The sequence below is a fragment of the Microvirga terrae genome (assembly GCF_013307435.2).
Lineage (GTDB): Bacteria > Pseudomonadota > Alphaproteobacteria > Rhizobiales > Beijerinckiaceae > Microvirga > Microvirga terrae.
This window is the reverse complement of record NZ_CP102845.1, coordinates 3876911-3897086: the sequence shown is the minus strand read 5'-3', so window position 1 is coordinate 3897086 and position 20176 is coordinate 3876911. Positions and strand designations below refer to the sequence as shown.

Sequence of the window (20176 nt, the reverse complement as noted above, 5' to 3'; positions counted from 1 at the left end):
CCGCTTGGTCCTTCAGCCTTGAAGCGGGCCAGCCACCTGCGCGCGGTCCGCTCGCTGATGCCGAAGCCGCGGGCCAGCTCTCAAATTGGCTGCCCGTCTTCGAGGATGCGGCGGATCATTTCCGCTCGACCCAAGCGGGTCGTGCGGGCATTCTGGTGCGGGTTGTTCATCTCTCAGGTCCATTAGAGGGTGCGTGTCGCAACGACCACCTTCAGGCCCTCAGGCGGGATGAACAACCTCCTCCGAGCTCAAGCCTAGCGAACTTTTGTCCACATGTGTTCCATCGTCATATGGCCATACCCTGGATAGGCAACGACAGTTCTTCCGGCCAGTTGGCCAGGATGTACTTCGAACATTGCTGCGCGCTCGACGTGATCTTCCATTACGCCACCAATAGCGTAAAGACCTGCATTGATATAGTACCTCCCTGGAACCAGGAGAAGCGGGGTGAATTCACACCGAAATTCGGGGCCGATTATGTCGTTTCCCGAACTATTGGCCGAGTCAAAAGATGCTACAGCCTCTCCAAGTTCATCGTAAATTGTGAAGGAGCATTCCACCTTCACATCAGATCGCGACATTTCAAATGTGAACAGTGCGGGGGAACCTGCGAGCAACACGCCTGCGGGTGAGGAGATCTCAATGCGTGACAGCCTCACTTCGCCTTGCCCAAGCCGATCGAGTCGACTGGCCAGTCCGCTGTCCGCCGTGTGCTCATCAACTCGCTGGAGGTGAGCGCTAATTACTTCGAATGGGGGCCCATCGGCCGCCACTGTGCCGTTCGAGATCAGAAGCGCACGTGTGCAGAGTCTTTGCACGGTACCAAGTTGATGGCTGACGAATATGACAGTGCGACCGCTGCGGCTGATATTTTCAATACGGCTAAGACATTTGTTTTGGAACTCAGCATCGCCAACCGCTAAGATTTCATCAAGCACAAGAACCTCAGCTTGGATGTGTGCTGCTACTGCAAACGCTAAACGCAACTCCATTCCACTTGAATAGCGCTTAATGGGTGTGTCCAGAAAACGCTCAACGCCAGCGAATTCAACAATCTCATCAAGCTTTGCCGCAATCTCGTGGCGCTTCATTCCCAGAATAGCACCATTAAGGAAGATGTTCTCCCTGCCTGTAAGCTCAGGATGGAAACCTGTGCCCACTTCCAGCAGAGCTCCTAAGCGACCGTGGACTGTTGCGAGTCCACCAGTCGGTGAAACGACTCTCGCCAGAATTTTAAGGAGAGTGCTCTTGCCTGCGCCGTTCGAGCCAATGATACCAAGAACCTCCCCTTTTCGAATCTCAAACGAGACATCGCGCAGCGCCCAAAATTCCGAGGGAGGCGAACTTTCGGTTCGGCCGCGACGAACAATTTGTTTAGCCATCGATGTAATGGCTTCCCGAAGCGTAGGATATCCATCAGTCGGGCGAAGACTGTATTTTTTAGACAGGTGCTCGACTCTCACTGCTATGTCATTCATTTTTGATTACACGATATCTGCGAAGCTGCTTTCACTGCTTAGGAAGTAGTAAGTTCCAACTAGCAGTAGGATGAACGAAGTCACGATGGATACTATGATCATCTCTGGGTGTGGGGAGATGCCCAGTACACTCCATCTAACGCCCTCGATCACTCCTGCCATCGGATTCAATGCGTAAACCAGCCGCCAAGCATCTGGAATAAGGCTGCTGGGGTACACAACGGGAGTAAGGAACATGAGGATCTGAATGGCAAATGGAGTTACGTAGCCCACGTCGCGGTACCTGATATGTGCTGCTGCTAGTGCTGCGCCAACACCTAGTGCCGCGCAGAAAGCGACTAGAAGAAACAGAGGCAAGAAGGCGATATTGAGCGAGACAGGTACCCCAAGTACGACCATAGTCACTATCAGGAGACCAAAGCTAGTTACAAAATCAGAAACACAGGAAATAATAGACGACAGCGGAATAATCATTCTGGGAAAGTAGATTTGTCTTAGAAGTTCGTGGTTGCTGACAAGGCTTCCAGAGGCACTTGCAAGTGCATGAGCGAAAAAACCCCATGGGAGAAGTCCGGCCAAAACGAATATGGGATAAGGGACTTCGTCCGACGAAATCCCAGCAAGGCGATGAAAGACAACGCTAAACACAATCATTGAAGCTAAGGGTTGAAGCAAAGCCCAAAGCACCCCAAGAAGCGTCTGGCGATAGCGCACCTTGAAATCTCGCCAGACTAGAAAATAGATGACAGTGCGATAGTGAACGATCTCCCGAAGGTCTGAGAGGTTGGTCCTCCCCCGCGGCTTGATGATGATGGTTGGTTGCGGTCCGTCAGGTTCCTTGATGCCGCGACTAACATCATTTTGCTGAACGCTGTTCGTGCCAGGCCATGGACCCATGTTGTGCGTCATTGTAAGGGGTACTCGTCAGGTGAGTAATAATCAAGAAGCAGACACCGGGCTGCTCCCTGTGACTTATAATATCGTATTGTGAGTGCCTTCTGAACATCCGTTCTATTCGAACGTGCAGACCTCAGGGCCTGTGCTCTTGGCATTCGATGCTGCACCTATCCTCATGAAGCGCGCCCTTTCAGCTGTCGCATTTGCGGTAACTGGAGCGTCTGTTGCCGCAATGAACGGGTTGCCAGAATGGCCATATCTGCCTTGTCTGCATCACCATAGAGATCTCCATGCCGCCTATGCAACTAACATCGAGATTGATCCGCATCACGGATGCGCCGTTGTCTGACCAGACAAATCGCAGTGGAACACGCCGGTGAAATCGCAGGTGTGCCAGCTAATACTCAGGCAATCGGACTCGCATGACCCACCATCTGTGGCTATCCTCATGGACAGAAAGGTCAAAAAGCCCAAAATGCGGTAAACGGTACTGGCCTGCGAGCGGCATTCACCCAAGCGATTGAAGCGCTATACCCGTGGACTGGGTTCAATGGTCAGTCCTCGCATTGAAAATTTACTCCATGGTACGTATCGTTTCGTCTAGATTAAGACAATCTTCCCGACGCTTATCGTTTATCTTGGTACACTGCGCTTGTTAATCGCAGTATCGGATTTGGCGTTACTCCCTCACTATGACTAGGAACATCATGATGCGATATTGGATACCGCCAAGCGAAACGCTAGAGCATCTTTGGTCTGAGCGATTCCCGGCACTGCCACGCTATTGCGGCAACGATTCTCAACCTGGGATTGATGAGGTTGAGGAATGGCGCGACTGGACAATGCTCGACACGACCCCCGATCAACTGCGAATTGAAGGTTTCCTTGAGCGCCATGACCTAAGCCAAGCAACCCTTCTCCACGTCGGCGTCGGGAATTCAGGTCTCGCTAAGCGCTTCGCGCAGCGTACAAAGGAAATTGTTGGCACAACAATTTCAAATTCTGAGATGTGCCATGGGCGCAAATTGAATATCCTGAATTATCATGTTTACATTAACAATAAGTATAGTGGAGAGCCTGTGCCAGGACCTGAGGAGTTTGACTTTATTATCGATAATAATCCCACGACTTTTGCATGCTGTCGCGACCACCTATGTAAGATGATGGTGCAATATCGCAGCCGCTTGAAGGAGAACGGTATGATTGTCACCGATCGAGAGGGGCTCGGTTGGGTCGTTAGTGCGCCTAGCGCGAACCCACGTTGGGGTTTCAGCTTCGATGACTGGGCTGCTTTAGGAGAGGTATTCAGGCTCAAGCCCAAACGTATTGACAACGATATCTATGTGCTCGCTGGGGAATCGGCTGTGATTAGGCATAATTTTAGGCCTCCCTCAATCAAGCATGCTGTCCGGAAGATCTCTCGCTTGTTCAGGAGATAGTGGCAGAATGCTAGAAAGTGCTTTCTCCCATTGAACCAGTTCAACCGGCTAGAGCTTGTCCTCACACGAGTTCTGGGCCAACTCCTCTGATGGATCTCCAGTGTCTCGACACCTCACCCTAATCTGAGATCATAATATTTTATTCCTAGTGCTCAGTTTGCAGGCAATTCTTCGCCGGCTGGGCGCCTGGTTTAGTGATATTTGACTGAGTGTAGGATTAAACTAGACTGGTGAGGAGGTGCCAAGCTGTTATCGTCAACCTACCTTGACACCTCCACCATCGAAACCAATGTTGCCCTTGTCAAGAGTAATGTCCTAACGTGCGCACGTTTTCAAGATTAGTTGGTGGCGCTCGCGTTGATAACATCCAACTCGAAGAGTTAGGAAATCGCCATCTCCACCCAGCAACACTCTATACCGTGTGGGCTGATAATTTTGCCGTTGGCCAGCTTTTCACCGGGCGCAAGTGCAACTCGAATATAATCAGTGCCGCTCTGCGAGAACTGCGGCGTGCACGTCAATCAATCCAAGCATATCCTTCGCCGTTCACTGCTCTACCCAGTACCGCGACGATTGTTGTCGATCATGCCAAGGGCCAGGTTTCGGATCTTGAGCGATGTCTGCAGTCGCTCCGCCACCAAAACCGTCCCCCGGATCAAATCATTGTTCTTGACCGCAGTTCCAACGGAGCCAGTGTGAAGGTGGCCGCAGACAGCGCCGGAGCTGAGTACCTTTCCGCAGTCTCCGCCGGGCCATGTTTAGGGAAGAACGCGAGCATTCGCGCCGCAGTCGGGGATATAATTGCATTTGTCGAGGATACTCTGGTCTTCCAACCGAGTTGGCTTCAGAGGCTGATCGAGGCCTTCGATTCCGGGCAAATCATGGCTGTCACAGGACTGGAACTCCCACTCGGCTTTGGAATGGAGCCACAAGGCGTGGCGGGCTCCCGGCAAGTCACTCGAATCTTTAGGCGGAAAGACTTTTCGCCAGAGGTTATTGCAAGCATAGAACGAAGCGGAGCCCCAATCTGGGAGGCCGGCGCAGGTTCAAGCATTGCGTTCCGAAAGGATGTCTTCAACGTGATCAGCTTCGATGAAGACCTTGATCACCAGACATCAGAGATAGCCGGTACTTGCGATCTCTGGTTCCGCGTGGCGTCAGCGGGAGGAACTTGCAGAGTCGAACCAACTGCAGTGGCAATACGCGACGTTCAGCACGTGCGTCGCCAGGTTCAAGCTCAAGTGAGCGGCTACGTGATTGCGTTGCTAAGTAGCCCTCGGGTTCAGAGGGCGAACAGCCTGAAGCTCCGGTTACCTATCGTCTTGGCCGGCAGATATGTGCGGAAGCTCCGATCTCGTCTCGCAGGCGCGACGCTCAGCAACCTCATGGTATATGATGAGCTTCTTGGGTTTATCAGAGGCGTGTTTGCACGTGTTGCTCCTTGGAACCGCTTAGGAACGAGGGGCGCGGATTCGGTCAGCTTCGAGCCGCCACCTATCATCTTTGGTGATGCGCCGCTCATAAGCGTCGTGATACCAGCCTACAATGCGGCTGCTACGATAGATGCAACTCTGAGGAGTATCCGGTTCCAGACCTACAAGAACCTTGAGATCTTGGTTGTTGATGATGGCTCAGTAGATCAAACATCGGAGATCGTTGAGAGGCACTCACGCGTCGACGCTAGGGTAAAGCTCATCCGCCAAAACAATCGAGGACTCGCGGCAGCTCGGAACAGCGCAATATCGTTATCGAACGGAGAGCTGATTGCTCCAGTCGATGCAGATGATTTGTGCCATCCGGAAAAACTCGCACGCCAAGTTTCTGCCTTCCAGAAAGCTGGCTCAATGTGCGGTTTGGTTTATGGATGGTCGGTCACGATCGACGGGACCGACAACATCCAAGCAGAGGCTTGGCCATACTTTTTTGAAGGCTACGTTGTCAGACAGCTACTTGCTCATAATTTCATCGGCAACGGAAGCTCACCATTGATGACAAGAGCCGCAGTCGTCGAATGCGGTGGCTACGATACGACGCTGAAAGAAGTGGGAGCGGAGCGTTGCGAGGACCTCAAACTTTATCTCGCAATTGCAGAACGTTATGACTTCGCTGTCGTCGCGGCTCCACTTACTGGCTATCGTGTGACTGACGGGAATCTGTCATCTGACATCAACAAGATGATACGCTCTCACCAAATTGTTGTTGGCGAGTATGCGCGCCGCTACCCAGAGTATAGATCCGACATCCGCAGCGGTCATATCACACTTGCTGCTCATTTCGTTGTAAGGGCATTGCACGATAGGCAGTTCCGCATCGGATTAAAGGCCCTGACCGGAGCAATGCTCTACGCACCGAGCACATCCGTCTGGGTTTTATCAGCATTTGTTATCAGTCATTTGCGTCGATCCGTAGCGGCAAAGTTCAAGAGGCTTCAGGCTCAACAGGGGACTCCCTCAAAATTCCCGCTAGTCGAAGATTGCACTGATGTGCCCGCTCCGGAGCGTAGCCAAGACCTTTGAGCGGTAGCTGGATAGTACGCGTCCGCCGAGGACCTCAGATTTCGGCCGCGGCGGGTAAAGTGACCGCATGGAGATTGATACGGCTCGACAGCGTCCAGCACCGGACAGCTCCTCGGTTGGCGAATCCGGCTCCTCTCCACAGCACTCATGCCACGAATGTCGCTCTCGATGCGATAGAGTTCCGCAATTGGCGTGAGAGAGGTGGCTCGGGAAATTTGAACAGGGAGATAAGTGGAGTTTCCGCCTGAGAGCGGCCAGAATGGCTGCCGAACAGGAGAAACGATGAGCAAGAGACCCCGCCGCAATCACTCTCCGGCTTTCAAGGCCAAAGTGGCGCTAGCCGCCGTAAAGGGCGAGAAGACCCTCGCCGAGTTGGCCCAGCACTTTGATGTGCATGCTACCCAGATCATCTAGTGGAAGGCCCGGCTCCTCGACGGGGCTGCCGACGTGTTCGGGGCCGAGAAGGCTGGAGCGGCCAAGCCGCCGGTGGATGTGAAGACGCTGCATGCCAAGATCGGCGAGCTGACCCTGGCCAATGATTTTTTAGAGCACGCGCTCGGCAAAGCCGGAGTGTGGCCGAGCGCAAAGCGATGATCGACCGCTCCCATGCCCTGCCGCTGGCCCGGCAGACCGAAGAACTCGGGATCAGCCGCGGCAGCCTCTATTACCAGCCGCAGCCGGTCTCAGCGGCCGACCTGGCCCTGATGCGGCGGATGGACGAACTCCATCTGGAGTTCCCGTTTGCGGGCTCTCGCATGCTGCGCGATCTGCTGGTCGCGGAGGGCTTCACGGTCGGGCGCCTGCATGTTGCCACGCTGATGAAGCGGATGGGTCTCCAGACGCTCTACCGCAAGCCCAACATCTCCAAGCCGGCGCCAGGGCATCAGATCTATCCTTATCTGCTGCGCAAGCTGCCGATCACCCGCCCGAACCAGGTCTGGGCTATGGACATCACGTACATCCCCATGGCCCGGGGCTTTGTCTATCTGGCGGCAGTGGTGGACTGGTTCAGCCGGCGAGTTCTGGCCTGGCGGCTGTCCATTACGCTGGAGGCGGCGTTCTGCATCGAGGCTCTCGAGGAGGCGCTGGCCCGCTATGGTCGGCCGGAGATCTTCAACACGGATCAGGGCAGCCAATTCACCAGCCACGACTTCACCAGCGTGCTGCTCACGAACGGGGTCGCGATCAGCATGGATGGCAAGGGCGCCTGGCGCGACAACGTCTTTGTCGAGCGCCTGTGGCGGTCCGTCAAATACGAGGAGGTGTATCTGAGGGCCTACGACAGTGTCGCCGAGGCCCGTACTTCGATTGGTCGATATCTGGCCTTCTACAATGGCCGGAGACCTCATTCGAGCCTTGACCGGAGGACACCCGATCAGGCCTACTTTATCCCGCTGCCGCAGCTTGCGGCAGCCTAACCCCGGCAGACGCTCCACTTAGCGAGCCGAAATCGCTGTTCAGACAAACCAAGCCACCTCATTGTACAGCCAGTTGAACTTAGCCCTAGCATTCATTAAACGAACTAGAGGCACTTAGCTATAGCCGCCTCATCAGTCGCGCAGCTCCTGTGACGAGCCGCGCGTCCAGCTTCTCCTCAGCCGCATCATAACGAGCCACCCACCGTTCATAGGTTGTCCATCGCATACCCTCCGGCTTCGGCGGCAGGTCCCACTCATCAGGGTCTTCATCGTATGCATCCGCCGAGGACCGCGGAATTTCGGCCGCGGCGTGGTAAAGTGGCCGTATGGAGATCGACCACGACAAGATCGATGAGGCGGTTCTCGCCCTGCTGTGGCTGACGCTGCATGATGGCTATCGGGCCTGGAAGGGTTTTGACTGGGCAACGATGAACAGGCTCTATGAGAAGGGCCTGATCTGTGACCCGGTCAACAAGACCAAGTCCGTCGTGCTCACCGATGAGGGGCTGCAGAAGGCTGAGGAACTCTTCAAGGCGCTGTTTACGCGACAGCCCTGAGATCAGGCGGCCGCCTGCTGATCCCGTAAGGGCTCCCAGTTCCAGGGCAGGAGCTCGGCAAGGCGTTTGGCCGGGTGCTCGGGCAGTCGCGTCAGAACGTCAGCCAGCCAAGCGCGCGGGTCGACCTCATTGAGCTTGCAGGTCTCGACCAGCGTGTACAGCGCCGCCGCCCGATGGCCACCCACATCCGAGCCCGCGAAGGTCCAGTTCCGGCGCCCGACGGCAATGCCGCGGATGGCCCGCTCGGCGGCATTGTTCGACAGGCAGACCCGCCCGTCGTCGAGGAAGAGCGCGAACGACGGCCAACGCCGGAGCATGTAATTGATGGCTTTGGCCGTCTCACTCTTGGGCGACAACCGTCCCCGCTGCGCCCGCAACCAGCTCTCCAGATCGTCAACGAGAGGTTTGGACTGAACTGCACGGATGGCGCGTCGCTCGTCAGGCGGCCGGCCGATGATCGCGCGCTCGATCGCAAACAGCGCGTCGATGCGCTCGACCGCCTCGATCGCGATGGGCCCCTTCTTCAGCTCGGCCAATTCAAAGAATTGGCGGCGCGCATGCGCCCAACACGCTGCCTCAGTCGCCGGGCCGATCGCACGACCCGGTTCGTACAGTTGCCCGAAGCCGGAATAGGCATCCGCCTGCAGGATCCCGCTGTAGCTCTTCAGGAACGACTGCGGGTGCTCTCCCTTGCGATCCACAGAATAATAGTAAACGGCCGCGGGTGGATCGGCCCCAGCGAAGGGCCGATCATCGCGCACCACCGTCCAGAGCCGGCCAGTCTTGGTCTTGCCCTTGGCCAGCACCGGCACCGGCGTGTCATCGGCATGCAGCCGCTCGGCCTTCATCACATGCTCGGCGATCAGAGCGCTCAGAGGCTGGGTCGCAAAGGCGACTGCTCCCATCCAGTCGCACAGGGTCGAGACGTCCAGGTCGACACCTTCCTGAGCAAACACCGTGCTCTGGCGGGTCAGCGGCAGATGCAGCCCGAACTTGCCGACGGTAATCTCGGCCAGGAGGTGCGGGCCGGCACGCCCACGCGGAATGGCATGGAATGGCGCCGGCGTCTCGGTGATCGTCTCGCAGGCCGCGCAGCTGAACTTCTCACGGACCGTCTCCACGACGATCCACCGCGCCGGGATGCGCTCCAGGGTCTCGGTCACGACTTCCCCGAGTTTGCGCAGGCCTCCGCCACAGCAGGCGCAGGCGGTCGGGCCAGGCAGAACCACGCGCCGGCGTGGCAGGTGTCCCGGCAAGGGCCGGCGGGCGGGCTTGGCCCGCTTCAACTCTTCGACCGTCCACTGGGGCGCACCCGGTGCCGCCGCGGCATCCTTCGCCTCGGCCTCGGCGTCCAGGTGGGCGGCGCTCTCCTCCAGGTCCTCCAGAGCGAGCAACAGCTGCTCGAGACGGGCACTGCGTTCCGATGAGGTGCCAAAGTGCTGGCGGCGCAACTTGGCGATCTGCAGCTTGAGCCGCTCGATCTCGAGTTCCAGGGCATAGCGGGCGGCGTGGGCCTGGGTGACTTCGAGCCGGGCGACTTCCAGCGCAGCGCGAGCGATCTCCAGATCCCCCGCGCGGGCTTCGGCCGCCAGGCGTGCGGCCCGCTCGGCGCGGATCATCGCGTGAGCATCAGCCAGACTGGAGGGGAGCGGATCAGGGTGATTTGCCACGCTCTGAGTCTGCCACGGAAGCGTTGATTTGCAAGGCTTTGACGCTCATCCGGCGGCGGTCGGGCGCCAGGTTTGCTGGGGATTGCGCCAGTCGATGCCTTCCAACAGATAACCCAACTGGGCGGTGGAAATCGACACCGTGCCGTCCGCCGGCGAGGGCCACAGAAAACGGCCCCGATCAATGCGCTTCGAGAACAAACACAGGCCCTGGCCGTCGTACCAAAGAACCTTGATCAGATCGCCTCTGCGTCCCCGGAAGACAAACAGGTTGCCCGAATGCGGATCACGTTTGAGCGTCTCCTGCACGAGCAGGGAGAGGCCGCCAAAGCCCTTGCGCATATCGGTATGGCCGGTGGCCAGCCACACACGCACACCGGTCGGCACCGGGATCATCCCAGGCTCTCCACCACCTGCAGCACCCGCCGCAGCGCCTCGGCATCGACCTCGCGATCCACGCGAATGCGGCGCCCGCGGCCCAGGACGATCTCGATCAGGCCGGTACGCCGCGATGGCGAGGCCACCGACGGGGCCTGGGCTGGGACGGGCGTGATCTCGACCGGCATGAAGGCGGGACCGACGTCACCCAGTCGGCCTTCGCGAGCCAGACGGCGCCAGGTGAAAACCACGCTGGGGGCAAGACCATGGCGGCGGGCCACGTCGGTCACCGTCACGCCCGGCTGCATCGTCTCTTCCACGATCCGGAGTTTGTCCGGGAGGCTCCAGCGCCGCCGCCGCTCTGTGCCGAGAACTTCGATCTTCATCAATCTACTGACCTTAAAGCGAGCCTTAAGGTCAGAACGTCACGCGCAAACAGCGCTCTCACAAGAGGGCACACGCCGAGTGCTTACTCTTCATCTGCGAGCAGAGCTGCTTTCACCCTCGCCTTCGTGCGTCACGCTCGCCCAATTGGGTCAAGGATCTACGATGTATAGGTAGCCCTGCGGCCCCAAGCATTACGGCTGGCGAAGAACTTAGCTCCCAGCGGGCGGTACAGCACACGTAAGCGCCGCCCAGTCCAGCTTGGCATGGCTACACACACTGGCGCTCTCGATCGCACTCTTGGCCCTAAGCCCGGCGCTTACCGACGACACTTAAAAACCGCTCGGCAACAGATGAGGAAGGCACACTGAAGCGCTGCTACCCTTTAAATCGTTAGGCTGGTCGAAGACCCAAGCAGGTAGGACAATCAATAACTAAAGACTATTTGCATTGGTAGGATCTGCGGTATTAGCTAATCAAACCAAAGCGCTTGGGGGCTACGAAATGGACGTTGCACGAGGTTTGACCCCTCCTAAGGCAACAACTAGAGTTGTAATTCTTACAATCTGGGCAGCGGCGGTTCTTATTGCGATAGCTCCTGCTATTGCCAATGGGTTCCCTCTCGTGTTTTCTGATACAAATGTATATGTTAGGCCAATTTATGACCAGTGGGAGGGTACCCCACCATTTTACTCAATATTTGTGTTTGTTGTCGCTCGGGCGAGCGCATTGTTCGCGGTGCCTTTTGTGCAGGGTATATGCACCTTAGTTATACTCGAGTTAGCGCTTCAAAATCTTACACCTTTAACATCTACCGTTTCTAGAGCCCTTGGAAGCCTTGTCATTATATCCGCAACACAATTACCTTGGCTTGCGTCGTGGATCATGCCTGATGTGTTCGGTGGCTTAGGTATAATTGCTCTGGTTGCGGTACTCCTTGCGCGTTCTCAGCCGCCGCTGTGGCAGCGAATGATTCTTTATGCCATGGTTGTATTCTCAGGAATGTCTTCGACCGCAAACGTTTTGACGCTCGTTCCTATTGCTCTCTTTTGTCTTCTCATACGGCGGGTTTGGCTAGAGTTAGGTGTCCCAATAAGGCTTCTCATTACAACGGTGACACTGACTGCTGTGACTCTTGCTCTGCCCATCGCGTGGAACTTCGCCAAATTCGGCAAGCCAAGCCTGAACGTTGCTAGCGGAGCGTTATTGTTTAGCAAGCTTGTCGATGCTGGCCTTGCGCAACGATACTTGGCGGAAAAATGTTCGATTTCTCCACATCCGATTTGCGAACACCTCAATAAGTTAGTTAGCGTTCCGTCCTCCCAAAGCTTTCTGTGGGATGGTAGCCCGCCGCTCGCCTCGCAACTGAATGCCTGGCGTGATCCCGATAATTCCTTCAAGGAATTAGCTTACGACATCTTGCGAACGTACCCAGTTGAGGCACTGAAGCTCGCTCTCAATGACACCTTTCATTTGTTTACCGCTCTGACATTGGACTTCAATGACGAGCTGAAGCCCTACGGAAACGGTGAGCCTGGAAACTCTGTGCGAGACAAGATAGAGCAATATCATAGAGTCGGCATAAATGCTTTCGACAGCGCTCGTCAGCAAAATGGAGCTTTGGAGCAGTTTTATCCCTCGATCCTCTATGCGATAACAACACTTGGCTCTTACGTGGGGCTAGTGTTTGTCTCTGCGATTTCTCTGCTGCGAAGAAATCGGGAGCGCAGCGCCACCGCAATCATCTTCCTATTCAGTACATTAATTGGAGTTGCTATTCACGGTGGCCTTGTCGGGCCTTTTGCCCGCTATCACGTTAAATTATCTTGGTTAGCAAGCTTTGCTATAACTTTATGGGTCCTACAGACTGCAAGCAGTAGGGCAAGTAGAACGTAGAGCGAGTCGAGGTCCTCATACCAGGCAGTGATGCTGAGGCAAGGAGTTCGCCATTTACATACACAAAGGCACGGCTAATGACGGATTTGACTAGAACTTGGCTGGTGGTACCTGCGTTCAACGAGGCACAAAACGAGACAATCACGCTAACGGTTCGCTCTGCCCATCGCATCTTTCCCAATATCATTGTCGTGGATGATTGCTCAAGCGACAACACTGGCGAACTAGCTTTGCGCGAAGGTGCGCACGTATGTCGGCATCCTCTAAATTTAGGTCAAGGCGCCGCTTTAGCAACAGGCATCCGTTATGCGCTGGGGCAGGGCGCAGAGGAGATAGTTACCTTCGATGCTGATGGTCAGCACTCTATTGCTGATGCAGAGGCAATGGTTTGCATGCTCCGGGCCAAGAAGGTTGATGTGGTTATCGGCTCGCGATTTATCAGAGGAACCACCAACGTTCCTCGTGGCAAGCGACTGCTCTTGATGGCTGCAACAGCGTTTACTAGGCTCTCTACCGGGCTCCAGATTACCGACACACACAATGGACTTCGCGTACTCAGTAGATCTGCCGCTATGACAATCACGATCAAGCAAAATCGGATGGCACATGCGTCAGAAATTTTGAATCAAATTTCAGATTTAAATTTATCGTATGCAGAGGCGCCTACAGATATATCTTATACTAAATATTCGATCAATAAGGGGCAAAAACTTTCCGGCGCTATAACGATTATTCAAGATCTTTTACTTGGGAGGCTATACAAATGATTTTCCAGCTGGCCCTGATAGTTGTTTTGATTGCCCTCATTTTATATGCGCTCTCGCAACGCCGGCGGGTGCCCGTCGTCGCAAGAATAATCCTCTGCGGTTCACTCATAGGGATATTTTTCGTCATTGCTCCAGAATGGACCAACTATCTTGCCCACTGGGTGGGCGTTGGTCGTGGTGCTGACCTTGTGTTTTACGTTTTCGTTGTCCTTACGCTCGCTGCAGTTTTCAACTTGCATCTACAAATCCGCGCGAACGCGGAGGTAACAACAGAGTTGGCTCGCATGATTGCGCTTATGACAACGCGGCGTCCTCCACGGGAGTAGGGACGTGCCTCCGTCTATTATCATTTCCTGCATATTGGTTTCAATCAGCTTGGCAGGAGGGCAAATTCTCTTCAAGTTGGCAGCGCTGGATATTGTTAAGTACAAGGCACTGGGAGTTGCTAGCGTTTTTACGCCTTGGCTTGCCGCCGCGCTCATGGTCTATGCCTTTTCGACAGCACTGTGGGTATGGGTTCTAATGCATGCCCCAGTCAGCAAAGCCTACCCGTTTGTTCTTCTAGCCGTGCCACTCGTTCCCCTTGCAAGCTATTGGTTGTTTTCCGAGGCTCTTAACATGAAATATGCTATTGGCCTCGGTCTGATAATTTTTGGGCTATTTTTGATACAGTCAGACTGAAATTCACAACAGATTGACTTTGAATCGAATCTGGCCACTGGATCGGGAGCGATCACAGACGACAACTCTTCTGCGTTGGATATTTTTATAATGCGCTGGCCGACTAGGATCAGGACACGTTAATTGAGGTAGAAGGCTACAGCTGCTGCGATGAAGATGGCTGAGAAGAAGATGTGGGCGCATCGGTCATAGCAGGTCGCGATCCGGCGCCAGTCCTTGAGCTTGGCGAACATGTTCTCGACCTTATGCCGTTGCCGATACGGAGCCTTGTCATAGGCCGTAGGAGCTTTCCAGTTCTTCGTGGGCGGAATGCACGGTGTGATGTCCTTCTCGACAAGAGTTGCCCGAAACCAGTTGCTGTCGTAGCCCCTATCGGCAATCAGCGTTGCGCCCGCTGACAGCGCTTCCAGGACGAGCCGAGCGCCCTTATGATCGCTCATCTGGCCCTCGGACAGCAGCAGGATGATGGGGCGACCCGCGTCATCGCAGACAGCGTGGAGCTTGGAGTTCAGGCCTCCTTTGGCGCTTCCGATGCGAGGGGGAACATCCCCTTTCTGAGCAGGCACGCCGCGGTGCGGTGGGCCTTCAGGTGTGTGGCATCGATCATGATCCGCTCGGGCTTGGGACCCTCACTGGCAAGCGCGGCGAAGATCCGGTCGATCACTCCCAGTCGGCTCCAGTGCATGAACTAATTATACAATGCCTTATGGGGCCCATACGCATTGGGCGCACCCTTCCACTGCAGGCCATTGCGGATGACGTAGACAATCCCGCTGACCACCCGCCGGTCATCCACCCGTGGAACTCCATGTGCCAGCGGGAAATGCGGCGAGATCCGCGCCATCTGGCGCTCGCTCAACAGAAACAGATCACCCATTCAGAGCCTCCTCGACAGGAGCCTCTGAATCACAACTCAGCTCAAATTAGAGGCTGGTGAGCAATTTTATTGCTAAATGTAAGTACTTGATTCAGAATAGGTTTGTGCTGGGCCGCTGAGGCGGATGTGGGCTGTTTGACGGTCTTGGAGCCCCGCCATGGATGCCTGTCTCTACGCCAGCGATCTCACTGATGCCGAATGGGGGTGGCTCGCGCCCCTGATCCCGCGCAGTCATCCGGCCGGGCGGCGGCAGACCTATCCGCTCCGGCGCATCGTCGATGCCATCTTCTATCTGCTGCGCACCGGCGCCCAGTGGCGGCTGCTGCCGCATGAGTATCCACCCCGGTATGCTGTCTTCTACCACTATGCGCAGTGGCGCGAGGATGGCACCTGGGAGCACGTGACCCAGGTTCTGCGCGAGAATTACCGCTGTAAGATCGGCCGCAATTCTCAGCCGAGTGCAGCGATCATTGACAGCCAATCGGTCAAGACCACTGAGATGGGTGGACCACGAGGGTATGATGGCGGCAAAAAGATCAAAGGCCGCAAGCGTCACTTGCTCGTTGATACGCAAGGCAATCTGCTGAAGAACAAGGTGCATCCGGCCGACATCCATGATCGCGCAGGGGCCGAACTCCTGCTGGAGGGGCTGCAACATCTCTTTCCAGCCATTGAGCTCATGTGGGCCGACACCACTTATCGCGGGCTGAAGGATTGGCTGTGCAGAGCGCTCGGATGGAAGCTGTCGATTCCGCAACACTGGTGGAGCGGCGGCGTCTGGATGCGGGCTGACGCGGAGCCGCCGACGCGCCCGAGCGGCTTTCAGGTGCTCGCGCGAAGGTGGGTGGTGGAACGGACCATCGGTTGGCTGACCACCAACCGGCGGCTGGCCAAGGATTATGAGCGGGTCGTCGAGACCGGCGAGATGCTGCTTTACCTCGCCATGAGCCGCATCCTGCTGCGCCGTCTCACGCGAAAAGAAAGATAATTGCTCACCAGCCTCTTAATAGGTCCTGAGCCTAGGCTCATGCTTGCGCAGTCAATGTGATCCTAGAGATCTTGACCGTGGCATGGAGATCGCAGCTGGTGCGGTTTGATGGTTAAAGCTCGCTCCCGTGATGAGCTCATGCCAATCTCCGCAAGCCCGCTTGCGACATCTTTGTGTGGAATTTCCGAAAAACAGCAATAGCTTCTGGTGCATTCATCTTCAGCCAGAAGCGGAAACCAGTATCTTTAGAGAGAACCTCAACGCGAGGGATAGCCATCACGTCCAGGTTCCTTTTAAAGCGGGTCGGGTAGAGGCCAAATCCTGCTTGAAAGCCAGAGCGCCTTACCGCGTCACGGGCATTATGGTCCTCCTCGCCGAAGGGATAGGCGAAGTAACGAGGTCGTGGTAGACCCAGTGCCTCGATATCAGCCGCAGCGCCCTCCGTTTCGCTAGAGAGTTCCGACGTGCTGAGATTGACTAAGGAGCGGTGAGTGCGCGAATGAGCACCGACCTCGATCTGCATCTTAGACACTGCTTGAAGGCCACTCCCATCAAGCAGTTGCAGCTTAGTATGGCCTTTGCAATGGTCCCACTCGTTAGTATTCGACGCTAAACCCGTCACCGCGAACGCAACAGCCGGAATTGCGTGTTCCGCTAGGAATGGGGCCGCGACCAGCAGCAGATCCTCATAACAATCATCGAACGTCAACAGTACTGACTTTCGGGGTAAACCTGCCTCTCCTTTCAGGTAAGCAGCAAGCTCATTGCCTCCTATGAAGCTGAAGCCATGACGCTGTAGATAGCTGATTTGCTGTTCGAACAATGCGAACGGAACTGCATAAGGTTTCAGGATTGGATCAGCAGCCAGATCCCTAATAGAGTGGTAACATAGGACAAGAAGTGGCCGGTCTCGTGGAATGCCTCCAGCAAGATAAACCCCTCGCCAATAGAGTAGGTCACGCGCTATAAAAAAAAGCCGCTTAGTCTTTTCCATCATCAGCCGATTTCGCGGCTCATGCTTGACGAACCAGCATGCAAGCGATCCAACCGCTTTCGCGAGGCCAGGGATCCGCGAGAGTGGAATAAACATTAGGCGCGTCTTGGTGTCCGATGCCCCATGAAGCTCGAAGAGGCTCTCGGCAAGGGCCGGATGCTTACGTGCAAACGCAACGTCTGCTATGCCCGCCTGGAACCACTGTCGGAGATGACTTTCATAAGACACGACATACCGCTGGTAGCTGACTGCGTGCGGATTGAACGCGACGTTGAAACGTGCGAGCAGGCGTGTGCCAAAGTCAAGGTCCTCATCCCCGAAGCTACCATTGCGGGTGAAATTCTCGTCGAACCCCCCAAGTTCCTCGAAAACAGACCGTCGAACCGAAAGCTGGCCGGTTAGTAGATCAAATAAGCTAAGTTGGCTATTCTCTGTCAGTCGCTGGCGCCGCTCTGCGGCCCATTCGCCAACACCAGCACTGAGGAAATTTGGCGGCGAGTTGGGATCCAAGGGGATATCGCCCAGTACAGCATCTGCACCCTCCCGATAACTCCGCGCGTGCTGCTCGACAATATCCGGGTCAGCCATCATGTCATCATCCATGAACAAGAGCACGTCACCGGAAGCTGCCTGTGCACCCCGATTCCGAGCACTCGATGCGCCTCTATTCTCTTGGCTGATCACGTGGATTGGAAACTGGGCCGAAATGTTTGCAAGTGCTTCCGAGGTGCCATCGGTCGATCCGTCAACGACGATTATTACCTCAAGCACACCAGAATAGCGGATGCGCTTGATCGCAGCGAGAGCATCGCACACGACAGCGCAACGTTGGTAAGTCGGTATGATTATGGAGACGCTTGGCAGATACATTCTGATTTCATCCGTTAAAGCCTTGTTCGCTGTGGGTGGAATGACCTGGTGAGCTCCTGCCCGGGCTCTAGGTTGCATGCTCGTGAAGTACTGGCTGGATTTGTCCAGATATGATCCACAAATCATGCAACTTGCTGAAACGCATTGGAAATCCTCCTTCAGCCTTCAATTCGTTTTCGAGCGACAGAGCGTTGCCAATCAAGGATTGGCCTATGCCAAAGCAAAGCAATCGGCTGATTTTGTTAGACGCTCTAATCCGCCGGTGCCAACAGCTTCCATAGCTTGCCGACAACGCGCCGCGGTGACTTTCGCAGCCCCCAAGCCATCCAGTGAAGTATAGGATATCGATAAGGCCACAAGGCTTGGTTCAATGCTCGCCGCACCATTCGATCCTCCAAGGCGGAGTGAGCTCGCAAGTAGCCATCGAACCACGTCAAGAACGAATAACGCACCTCGTTGTAGCGGTCAGTGCGGGTACCTTCATGCTCAAACAAAAGGCTTGTGCAGGAGGCGGCGTGCTGGCGGTAGTCGATCCAAGTTCTATCAGAGAAGTATATAGGCCAAGCAAGATAAAGCTTGGCCAAGAACGCTTGGTCCTCATACGCGCCTCTGAACTGCACCTCGAAGCGACCAACTGCGTCGACTGCAGCTCGCCGGAGGAGCATGTCCGAAGGACAGGGTGCAACTGCCTTTCCTAGGGGATAAAGCGCTAAGGAGGCTTCAGGTGGGCGCACAACCGTATTTTGAGCATGACCAGTGGGCGTCAAAACGTCGTCCCCGCCGGTCCACGAACGCCAGTAATTGACTACACCGCAAACCATGCCAAGCTCGGGATGAGCGTCCATGATATCGATCTGCTCGGAGAGCTTGTCCGTCCGCCAGACATCATCTGCGTCAATGAAAGCAATGAACTCGCCCCGAGCTGCTTCGAGACCCAAGTTCCGGGTTGCGCTCATGCCATGATTCGCGTGACCCTCATGCTCTAAATAACGGATCTTCTTAGGATGTTCGGCCGCCCATGCCTTCGCGATTTCGCTCGCGGCTTGTTCTGAACCGTCATCACAGAGAAGAAGTTCGAAGTCGGAGAATGATTGGGCCATGACGCTCTTAATGGCTGCATCCAGAAAGGCCTCGCCATTGAGGAAAATCAGGATTGTCGAAATGCGGGGGCGGGGTGGTTCCATCAGACTTCTCCCGAGGAGGCGATTAGACCGCTGCCAATCGGATCCAGAATTCGTAATTGGGAGAGGTCGTCACGATGGAGCACAGACTGGGTTACTCTTACAGAGGCACATCTATTGCACTCAGCTTTGAATGTAGGCCCGACCCAGCTACAGGCGCCGGAAGAGTCGTGCACATAGCAAGTGACGAGGTGTTCACATGCTAAGTAGCTTTGCCGTGTTTCAGCAGCTTGAGCGGCGGGCACTAACCAGACTAAACGCCAGTACCGGGCCGAGCAGGTGCTCTTGGCGCAAATGACGGTCTGTCCGTCGGATACACTGGCCTGGGCAGGTGCGCTACTGAACGAACCAGCGAGAAGCTGGGCGCCGCGGCGGCATCGTGACTGCAACGATGCGTTCTGGTCGAGTCGCAACCCCTAGGCCTCCTTCTATGCTAAACTTAGTTGCTAAATCCTGCCAATTGCGATGCTTACCAACGTGCGATGGGAAGCTGTTATAAGGGATGCACTATTCTTGCTCAGTTGGCAGCAGAGTCAATCTATGGGTTACAGTAGCTCGTTCTAGCGAGCGGGCTACTGTTGGGGCATACTTCCCTACACTTACGGATATCCGCCGTCAGCACTCACGAGATGAATCGGGCGAGTGGAGGAGAGGTTCTGGTTTATCGTAGTCTATGGGACATGAGATGAGACAGAAGCCAAGACCTCCCAAGCAGCTGGCCGAGGCGTTTGTGAAGAGGATTGCCGCGCCACCCGCAAACACGACGGCGATGAGGAGAATATCCGCACCGTGCTGGAAAGCCTGCGCAGGGAAGGCAACATTGCCGAGCTCCGCCGCCAGAGATATCTCCCGGACGTGTACTGCCGCTGGTCCAAGGATTTCCTAAGGGCTGGCATGAGGCGCCTGGCCTGCGATATAGCCCAGGGAAGACCACCTCGGAGGAGGTCGGGCGCCAGTGTTGGGAAGCTGCCGCTCCAAAGGAGGTGGCGGCCTGGCTCACTGTTAGATCAGACGGCCTTCTGTCTCAAACTCCCTGAAACGGACAGTTCAAGGCTGAAGAGGGGAGGGGCACAAGAGAAAACATCCAACAAGGTTCCGAGAGGTGTCAAGCTGACACGATACACTGCTCGTCCTGTTGATCGAGTAGCTCGGCGTGCCAGAGGACGTTCGGGTTGCAATCTGCAATCT

15 protein-coding genes and 3 pseudogenes are annotated in these 20176 nt (G+C 55.6%); 9 read left to right on the top strand and 9 right to left on the bottom strand.

The window, feature by feature from the left end:
• Positions 1-8: 8 nt before the first annotated feature.
• From HPT29_RS28870 to HPT29_RS18255, 3 genes and pseudogenes are all read right to left on the bottom strand, one after another.
• Positions 9-59: pseudogene (locus HPT29_RS28870) on the bottom strand (hypothetical protein); the annotation flags it as partial.
• A 195-nt stretch (positions 60-254) separates the two neighbouring features.
• Positions 255-1382, bottom strand: a complete 1128-nt coding sequence (locus tag HPT29_RS18260) for an ABC transporter ATP-binding protein (RefSeq protein ID WP_259060151.1) — start codon at positions 1380-1382, stop codon at positions 255-257.
• Positions 1383-1484: 102 nt separating this feature from the next.
• Positions 1485-2387, bottom strand: coding sequence for an ABC transporter permease (locus HPT29_RS18255; protein WP_210272067.1), 903 nt, complete (start codon positions 2385-2387; stop codon positions 1485-1487).
• Positions 2388-3082: 695 nt separating this feature from the next.
• Here HPT29_RS18255 and HPT29_RS18250 point away from each other — a divergent pair.
• From HPT29_RS18250 to HPT29_RS18235, 4 genes and pseudogenes are all read left to right on the top strand, one after another.
• Positions 3083-3814, top strand: a complete 732-nt coding sequence (locus HPT29_RS18250; RefSeq protein WP_173947152.1) for a hypothetical protein — start codon at positions 3083-3085, stop codon at positions 3812-3814.
• Positions 3815-4134: 320 nt separating this feature from the next.
• On the top strand, positions 4135-6330 hold the full coding sequence (locus tag HPT29_RS18245) for a glycosyltransferase (protein ID WP_173947153.1): 2196 nt from the start codon (positions 4135-4137) through the stop codon (positions 6328-6330).
• A 282-nt stretch (positions 6331-6612) separates the two neighbouring features.
• Positions 6613-7748: pseudogene (locus HPT29_RS18240) on the top strand (IS3 family transposase).
• Between the two features lie 326 nt (positions 7749-8074).
• Positions 8075-8305, top strand: coding sequence for a DUF6429 family protein (locus HPT29_RS18235; protein WP_009495284.1), 231 nt, complete (start codon positions 8075-8077; stop codon positions 8303-8305).
• A 2-nt stretch (positions 8306-8307) separates the two neighbouring features.
• Here the strand turns inward: HPT29_RS18235 and tnpC are convergent, their stop codons facing one another.
• The 3 genes from tnpC to tnpA all read right to left on the bottom strand — a co-directional run bounded on the left by tnpC (position 8308) and on the right by tnpA (position 10736).
• Entirely contained in the window at positions 8308-9924 is a 1617-nt protein-coding gene (gene tnpC / locus HPT29_RS18230; protein ID WP_173947154.1) for an IS66 family transposase, read from the bottom strand.
• A gap of 96 nt (positions 9925-10020) precedes the next feature.
• Positions 10021-10368 (bottom strand): IS66 family insertion sequence element accessory protein TnpB, encoded by a 348-nt coding sequence (tnpB, locus tag HPT29_RS18225; RefSeq protein ID WP_173947155.1) that lies wholly within the window; start codon positions 10366-10368, stop codon positions 10021-10023.
• Entirely contained in the window at positions 10365-10736 is a 372-nt protein-coding gene (tnpA, locus tag HPT29_RS28865; protein WP_173947156.1) for an IS66-like element accessory protein TnpA, read from the bottom strand. Before tnpA ends, tnpB begins: the two co-directional genes overlap by 4 nt.
• Positions 10737-11619: 883 nt before the next feature.
• On the opposite strand from tnpA, the gene HPT29_RS18215 reads away from it, so the two are divergent.
• The 4 genes from HPT29_RS18215 to HPT29_RS18200 all read left to right on the top strand — a co-directional run bounded on the left by HPT29_RS18215 (position 11620) and on the right by HPT29_RS18200 (position 14078).
• A complete protein-coding gene (locus HPT29_RS18215) occupies positions 11620-12630 on the top strand; it encodes a hypothetical protein (protein WP_173947157.1) in 1011 nt (336 codons plus the stop codon).
• 77 nt (positions 12631-12707) lie between these two features.
• Positions 12708-13397 (top strand): glycosyltransferase family 2 protein, encoded by a 690-nt coding sequence (locus tag HPT29_RS18210; protein WP_173947158.1) that lies wholly within the window; start codon positions 12708-12710, stop codon positions 13395-13397.
• On the top strand, positions 13394-13723 hold the full coding sequence (locus HPT29_RS18205; RefSeq protein WP_173947159.1) for a DUF2304 domain-containing protein: 330 nt from the start codon (positions 13394-13396) through the stop codon (positions 13721-13723). The genes HPT29_RS18210 and HPT29_RS18205 overlap by 4 nt, the downstream gene beginning before the upstream one ends.
• 4 nt (positions 13724-13727) lie before the next feature.
• Positions 13728-14078, top strand: a complete 351-nt coding sequence (locus HPT29_RS18200; protein ID WP_173947160.1) for a DMT family transporter — start codon at positions 13728-13730, stop codon at positions 14076-14078.
• Positions 14079-14197: 119 nt separating this feature from the next.
• On the opposite strand, the pseudogene HPT29_RS18195 reads toward HPT29_RS18200, so the two are convergent.
• Positions 14198-14955: pseudogene (locus HPT29_RS18195) on the bottom strand (IS5 family transposase).
• 157 nt (positions 14956-15112) lie between these two features.
• Between HPT29_RS18195 and HPT29_RS18190 the strand changes: the two are divergent.
• A complete protein-coding gene (locus tag HPT29_RS18190) occupies positions 15113-15943 on the top strand; it encodes an IS5 family transposase (protein WP_173947161.1) in 831 nt (276 codons plus the stop codon).
• A 136-nt stretch (positions 15944-16079) separates the two neighbouring features.
• On the opposite strand, the gene HPT29_RS18185 is transcribed toward HPT29_RS18190, so the two are convergent.
• Complete coding sequence (locus HPT29_RS18185) at positions 16080-17807, bottom strand: glycosyltransferase (protein ID WP_173947162.1); 1728 nt, start codon at positions 17805-17807, stop codon at positions 16080-16082.
• Between the two features lie 251 nt (positions 17808-18058).
• A complete protein-coding gene (locus tag HPT29_RS18180; RefSeq protein ID WP_173947163.1) occupies positions 18059-18991 on the bottom strand; it encodes a glycosyltransferase family 2 protein in 933 nt (310 codons plus the stop codon).
• Positions 18992-20176: the final 1185 nt, after the last annotated feature.